The 7,159-nt window shown below is 41.9% G+C and carries 7 protein-coding genes; 3 read left to right on the top strand and 4 right to left on the bottom strand.

Annotation, left to right across the window (positions count from 1 at the left end):
• Positions 1-215 precede the first annotated feature (215 nt).
• From SB775_RS24870 to SB775_RS24860, 3 genes are all read left to right on the top strand, one after another.
• The gene (locus SB775_RS24870) at positions 216-470 is read left to right on the top strand and encodes a YgaB family protein (protein WP_089362897.1); all 255 of its coding nucleotides are present in this window, start codon (positions 216-218) and stop codon (positions 468-470) included.
• Between the two features lie 233 nt (positions 471-703).
• A complete protein-coding gene (gene ntdP / locus SB775_RS24865; protein WP_048685440.1) occupies positions 704-1,234 on the top strand; it encodes a nucleoside tri-diphosphate phosphatase in 531 nt (176 codons plus the stop codon).
• A 285-nt stretch (positions 1,235-1,519) separates the two neighbouring features.
• On the top strand, positions 1,520-3,268 hold the full coding sequence (locus tag SB775_RS24860; protein WP_410863808.1) for an ABC transporter ATP-binding protein: 1,749 nt from the start codon (positions 1,520-1,522) through the stop codon (positions 3,266-3,268).
• A gap of 119 nt (positions 3,269-3,387) precedes the next feature.
• Here the strand turns inward: SB775_RS24860 and SB775_RS24855 are convergent, their stop codons facing one another.
• The 4 genes from SB775_RS24855 to SB775_RS24840 all read right to left on the bottom strand — a co-directional run bounded on the left by SB775_RS24855 (position 3,388) and on the right by SB775_RS24840 (position 7,123).
• Positions 3,388-4,308, bottom strand: a complete 921-nt coding sequence (locus SB775_RS24855; protein WP_410863806.1) for an EamA family transporter — start codon at positions 4,306-4,308, stop codon at positions 3,388-3,390.
• A 291-nt stretch (positions 4,309-4,599) separates the two neighbouring features.
• Complete coding sequence (locus SB775_RS24850) at positions 4,600-4,941, bottom strand: hypothetical protein (protein WP_410863804.1); 342 nt, start codon at positions 4,939-4,941, stop codon at positions 4,600-4,602.
• A gap of 13 nt (positions 4,942-4,954) precedes the next feature.
• Positions 4,955-5,485 (bottom strand): NAD(P)H-dependent oxidoreductase, encoded by a 531-nt coding sequence (locus SB775_RS24845; protein WP_318685485.1) that lies wholly within the window; start codon positions 5,483-5,485, stop codon positions 4,955-4,957.
• A gap of 18 nt (positions 5,486-5,503) precedes the next feature.
• On the bottom strand, positions 5,504-7,123 hold the full coding sequence (locus SB775_RS24840; RefSeq protein ID WP_410863802.1) for a DHA2 family efflux MFS transporter permease subunit: 1,620 nt from the start codon (positions 7,121-7,123) through the stop codon (positions 5,504-5,506).
• Between the last annotated feature and the right edge of the window lie 36 nt (positions 7,124-7,159).

The following is a 7,159-nucleotide window of genomic DNA, read 5'->3' as shown; positions in this document are numbered from 1 at the left end:
ATCTATTGAAACATAAAAAAACCCGGATAAGGGACACTTTTTTATGTGTGTCCGTTATCCGGGGTATAGTTCACTTTTGAAGGATGCTTTTCTTTTTTTGCCTCCATTGGATTCGACAAATGTTTCGTTGGGTTTACATTTTATGTCAAAGGAAAAGCCGGATAAAAATAGAATATACATACTATAGAAAAAATACAGATTAGGAAGGTGCATTCATGGAGGAATTTAACCGGCTTATAAACAATCAGTTGAAAACGATGGATAAGCTTTTACTTTTACAATCCGAAATCGAAAGATGCCAAGATATAGAGAAGCAGCTCCTTGACCAGCAAGAGGAGAGTGAAGCAGTCAACATTCAGGAAGAGATTCAACTTAAAAAGCAGGAATTGAAAAGTATCCATGATATGTTCGAGAGGCAAACGGAGGAAGTCATCCGTTATTTTCAACAAGGACAGGCTGCGATACAATAAATAACTGGCTAATTTCTAAGTTAAAATGGGTGGATGGTCAGGATTTTTTGACTTATTTACACATTTTCACAGGGAGATTAGCCACTTTTGTTTTAAATTTATGAATAAATCGCTATAATATAGGAATATAGGGTAAATGGAAAAAAGTATATATTTTAAATACACACAACAACTGCAAACGGAATAGGGCACAGTACGCTGTCAGGGTGTCTATAGAAAGTAGGGAGAGATAAATGGGGATTGTTCCTGCCGAAGGAGGAAAAATCCAAATCCATAGCTATAAACATAATGGACATATCCATCGTATCTGGGAAGAGACAACCGTTTTAAAAGGGACCCAAAATCTGGTGATAGCGGCGAATGATCGTACTATGGTAACGGAATCAGATGGAAGGACCTGGATTACGAGAGAGCCGGCGATTTGCTATTTTCATTCAAAGTATTGGTTTAATGTTATTGGAATGTTGAGAGAGGACGGGGTTTATTATTATTGCAACATCAGTTCTCCGTTCACATACGATTCGGGAGCATTGAAATACATTGATTATGACCTGGACATTAAAGTATTCCCAGATATGACGTTTAATTTGCTGGATGAGGATGAATATGAAAGGCATCGGAAAGAAATGAATTACCCAGATGCCATCGATTCAATATTGAAACAAAACGTAGACTATTTAATTTATATGATACGCCAGCGAAAAGGACCATTCTCCGCAGAGTTTATTGATAGTTGGTATGAACGCTTTTTGACCTACCGATGAAAGAAAAGCCTGCTGCTTAAATAAGCAGGCTTTTTCTATTGTGTACCATACCTACCCACTGATCGGACCATCCTAGAAAGCAGGAATGATTTTTTAAAATACCCAGGATATCTTAAAACCCTTCCATCCTATAGATGTGTATGAAAGATATTGAATGAAATCCTTTTGATAGTTAATCTTCGAAAAGGAAAATATAATTGAAAAGAGCATGTAAGATTCCAAGTAGGCTGTTATGGATTTTTTTTAATATTTTGATGTAATGAATCAGAGAAATGGAGGAATTCCGTGGAGAGCATTAAGAGATATTTGCAATTCGTTAAACCGTATAAATGGCAGATAACCGGGACGGTATTGATTGGACTGTTAAAGTTCGCGATTCCTCTTTTGCTTCCATTGCTCAGTAAGTATATAGTGGATGACATCATCGGAAATGGCGACCTGTCCAAAGCTGTGAAGTCCGAACGCCTTTTATGGGCAATGGGCATCATGCTGTTCATTTTTGTTGCGGTTAGACCGCCGATTGAGTATTACCGGCAGTATTTCGCTCAATGGACTGGAACGAAAATTTTATATGATATTCGAAATGATTTATTTACTCATATACAGAAACTGAGCTTTAAATATTACTCCAATACGAGAGTGGGCGAGGTCATCTCAAGGATGATCACGGATGTGGAACAAACGAAGAATTTTGTCATCACGGGTTTGATGAACCTTTGGCTGGATATAGCAACGATTATCATAGTGATAGCCATCATGTTTAAGATGGACGTGAAGTTAACCATTGTTTCCATCATCATGCTTCCATTTTATGCATTTTCAATTAAGCATTTCTTTGGCAAGCTAAGAACCTATACAAGGATCCGGTCACAAGCGTTAGCGGATGTACAGAGTCACCTTCATGAAAGGGTTTCAGGGATGTCAGTCATCAAAAGCTTTGCGATAGAAGACAGGGAACAGGAGTTGTTTGCGAAGCAAAACAAGAACTTCCTGGATAAGGCCCTAAAGCATACGAGTTGGAATGCTAAATCATTTGCTGTCGTGAATACGATTACGGACATTGCCCCCCTACTAGTGATAGGTTTTGCCGGTTATCAGGTTATTCATGAACAATTATCGCTTGGTACCATGGTTGCTTTCGTTGGTTTCATAGATCGACTTTATAATCCCCTAAGACGATTAGTTAACTCTTCGACGACAATGACCCAGACATTGGCATCCATGGACAGGGTTTTTGAGTTTGTGGATGAGAAGTATGATATTGATGATGAACCAGGGGCGAAAGAGCTGGAGCATGTAGACGGCAGAATTACCTTTCAGGATGTTTCGTTTGCTTATGACGAGAAAGAGGCATCCGTTTTAAAACATATAAATTTGGATGTTAAACCAGGAGAAACCATTGCACTTGTTGGGATGAGCGGCGGAGGGAAATCCTCGATCGTCAGTTTAATTTCCCGTTTCTATGATGTGACTGAGGGAAGAGTATTATTGGATGGGACGGATATCCGTAAATATCAAGTCCGCAGCCTAAGAGATAAAATCGGGATGGTGCTACAGGATAATATCCTATTTAGTGAATCGGTTAAGGCCAACATCCTTATGGGCCGGCCCGATGCAAGTGATGAAGAAGTATTCGAAGCCGCAAAGGCTGCGAATGCCCATGACTTCATTATTGGTCTAAAAGATGGGTATGAAACCAAAGTCGGAGAGCGGGGAGTCAAATTATCCGGAGGCCAAAAGCAACGGGTTGCCATTGCGAGGGTATTTTTGAAAAACCCGCCTATCCTTGTGCTGGATGAAGCCACATCCGCATTGGACTTGGAGAGTGAACACTATATCCAGGAGGCGCTTGATATTTTAGCGAAAAACCGGACCACCATCATCGTGGCCCACCGCTTATCGACCATCACACATGCCAATCGGATCGTCCATATCGATAATGGGGAAATTACCGAAACGGGAACACACGAAGAACTGATGAAAAAGCAAGGGAATTACTACAGCCTATTTCAAGTGCAACAATTGGATTCTTAAGGGAAAAGGGATGACCAGATTATTTTCAGCCGATGAAAAATCCACAAGAAAGACCATTCCACTAACGGGAATGGTCTTTCTTATTATAATGATGAACATTACTAACCGGGACGTACCCTTTATGAAATTCTTTTTTTATTCGGCAATTTTTTCCTGCCAGGAAGAAATTGCGGAAGATACTTAATTCCCTCAGGCAAGGCGATGCCGACGATGATCAAGCACATACCGAACCATTGCAGTGATGTAACCTGTTCATTCAAGAAGATGACTGAAACGACCATCGCTGAAGGCAATTCCGCTGCACAAAGGATCGTTCCAAGCCCAACCCCCACTTTTGGCAAACTGACAGCAAAGAAAAAGAAAGGAACAAGAACACCCAAAGTGCCGAGTAACAAACCGTAGTACCATAGGTTCGTTTGGACAAGGTTCGTAACAAGCGTGACCGGGTCAGTCGTGAATACAGCAGTCAGCATGGCACCCGTTGCAATGAAAAACAACCGTTTCATTGAAGATTCCCCAACTGCGAATTGAGAGTTGCAGTACATGTATAGCGCAAAAAGCAACGCAGACAATAGTCCGAACAATACTCCTTTTAGGCTTAGGGCAGATAGAGGCTGACCAAAGATTGCCCCCGCCAATAAGGTACCGATGAAGAGAACGAATATGGCTATGAGTTTATTTTTATCAGGGCGCCTTTTATTTAAGAAGCTTTCAATAAGGACGCCTATCCAGGTAAATTGAAATAAAAAGACAACGGCAATCGATGCGGGAAGCTCTGATACGGAAACGGCATATGCCTTTCCGACGAAAGTGGACATCATGCCCGTGAATAATAGTAATCCGGCACTCTTCCATGAAACTTTATATTTAAACGAAAAAAGAAATAAAACGGAGACAATCAGCCAACCTACGAGGTATTGACTGCCGACCAGCTCTCCAGAAGAATGGCCATCCATAAATCCAAACTTGATCATGGTGGATAATGTCCCATATGAGATCGAACCAATTAAGACCATTATGATATATTTCAAAAGTTGCATGTTTTTCACCCCTATAAAAATAAAAATCGCCACCTGCCAAAAAGGCAAGTGACGAACGAAAAAAGGAAATCCTTTTAAAATTCCGTCTCTCAACAAAAGCTGAGTTTAAAAAATGTTTGGTGTTGCATTAACTTAGCTTAAATTCTTTGTGAATATTTGTCAACCAGAAAAATAAGTAAAGCCTGCAACTCGATCTTTAAACTGAAGGCGTGTCAGAGAGCGGAGAGGATCCTTTCATGGCATATAAAACAAAAACCCCCAAAGGCAAATATGCCGGATAGGGGGCGTGTTTCAGTCGTCATTTTGCTGGAAATCTTCCAATGTACCACGGTACTCTTCGTCTTTCATTTTGCGAAGGTTAGACTTTTTTTCTATAGGTGGCTCATCGTTAGGCTTTTGATTGTGAAGCTTGGAAAGTGCCGAACGATAATCCTGGTCTTTCATTTTCAATTCATCATTGTCTGTTGGGGTGATGATTTCGGTAATGGGAACATCATCCGAAGAAGAAGCGGACTCTTCCGACGAGTTCTCTTCCTCCACTGGCTTATCTTCAGGTGTTAATGCTTTGATATTGAATGTGATCAAACCCGTAATCGCTAAAATGGCAACGATGATAATTAGAATTATGCCCATTGAATCAAGCCTCCTAGAGCTCGTTTGTGAATGAACGGGTGACATGGGCTACCCGTTTTCCTAATGCTTCTCCAAGCTGTAAGTCATTTTTGGTTATGTTGTCATCCACACCGGGAGGGCAGCTTATCCCTACACCATAGTAGGAGCCATATAAGGCGTTTTCCGGGACCGTACCGGGTAAACCGACAATGATCATGCCTTGATGAAGCATAGGGGTGATTAAGTTCAGCATGGTAGCCTCAAGCCCGCCATGTATGGTGGCAGTCGTACAGAACACAGCACCCACTTTATTGATCAGCGCACCTTCTGCCCATAGATATCCAAGTTTATCAATCCACGTTTTCAAGCTCGAACTGATGGTGCCGAAATGACCCGGACAACCCCAAATGATGGCGTCCATTTCCTGAAGCTTATAGACATCCGCCTCGTTTACATGGTCAATGAGTACCTCAGCCCCAGGAACCGCAGCGGCACCTTGAGCTATTGATTCGGCAAGTGCCTTTGTATGGTTTCCTTCACTGTCATATACAACATAGATCTTCATCCTAATCCCCCCATTTAATTAAACCGATTTTTTTACTGGCGAAGGCAGCAAAGGTACATCCAATTTTTCTTGTTTAGCTTGTTTGATTGCTTTGTCCTTCCGAACGTCACGCAAAAACAGTGAGAGAACTATACCGACAATAGCAAAACCTGTTGCCCAAAAGAATGCATCATTGATTCCCATTACATTTGCTTGACCCTGGATTTTTGAAGAAATCAGCGACATAGCAGTCTCCTGTGCCTGCTCACTAGTTTGATTCATCGAACTCATGATGGATTGAACGATTGTTTGGAAATTCTGAACAAAACCAGGATCACTTGTACTCATTTCAGATCCTAAAGCAATGCCATGGAAAGAAGCACGGGTTGTATAAATGGTCGTCACGAAGCTCGTACCAATGGCTCCGGTAACTTGTTTCAGCGTATTGCTCATTGCCGTACCATGTGTATTCAAATGCTTAGGAAGCTGATTCATCCCAGCTGTCATGATTGGCATCATCAGTAAAGACATTCCAAGTGAGCGGATGGCATAGATGATGACCAAAGTAGAATAGGTGGTTTCCGTAGTCAATTTTGCGAACTCGAAGGTTGTAATGGCAGTAATCGCTAAACCAACAAGTGCTAATGGACGAGGCCCGACCTTATCAAATAACGCTCCTGAAATGGGTGACATCACCATCATCACAAGGGCCCCGGGTAACATCAATAGACCGGATTGAACTGGTGTGAATCCGCGTAGAGTCTGTAAATATATAGGCAATAAGAATATCCCGGTAAACATGGCCACTGTAACGATGGCGGAAATGATATTCGATAATACGAACATGTCATACTTAAATACACGGAAGTCGAGCATAGGCGTTTCCGATTTTAACTGTTGAACCACAAATAAGGTCAGAAGGATAAGACCAATGATGATGGTTCCCAGAACGATGGAATCCGTCCAGCCTTTGGATCCTGCTTCACTGACACCGTATAGTAACGATGCAACACCTATCAAGGATAGTGAGGCGCCCATCAAATCCAATTTGATTTTCTTGGGTTCTGCTACATTACGCATACTTAAAAAGGCAAGTGTCATGATAATCATGCCTAATGGCACCATTGCGTAGAACATGACCCGCCAGCTATATTCCTGAATGACCCAACCTGATAAGGTCGGTCCGATGGCAGGGGCAAACATAATGGCCAGTCCAAAGATTCCCATTCCTTTCCCGCGCATTTCAGGAGGGAAGACGAAAAGAATGATCGTCATGACCAATGGCTGTAGAATCCCGCCGCCCGCCGCCTGAATCAGCCGACCTGTTAGGATGACGGGGAAATTTGGTGCGATGCCGCAGATGAATGTCCCGACGGTGAAAAGAAACATGGCTGCGAGGAATAAAATCCGCGTGCCAAACCGTTCTATTAAAAAAGCGGACAGTGGAATCAAAGCCCCATTCACGAGCATGAATCCAGTTGATAACCATTGAATCGTAGTAGCAGCTACATTAAATTCGGCCATCATCCTCGGCATGGCGACACTAAGCAGGGTTTGATTCAAAATGACCATGAACAAACCTAGCATTAAGATAATTAACATGGGGGCAAACTGTTTCATTCCCTTGTTTTCATTTACTGATATTGTTTGAGAAGCCATTTAAGGAAAGCCTCCTTTCTATATAACTGTGTATGC

The organism is Peribacillus sp. SIMBA_075 (assembly GCF_046534585.1).
The sequence above is the reverse complement of the archived record's forward strand: the minus strand, read 5'-3'. Positions and strand labels throughout refer to the sequence as shown.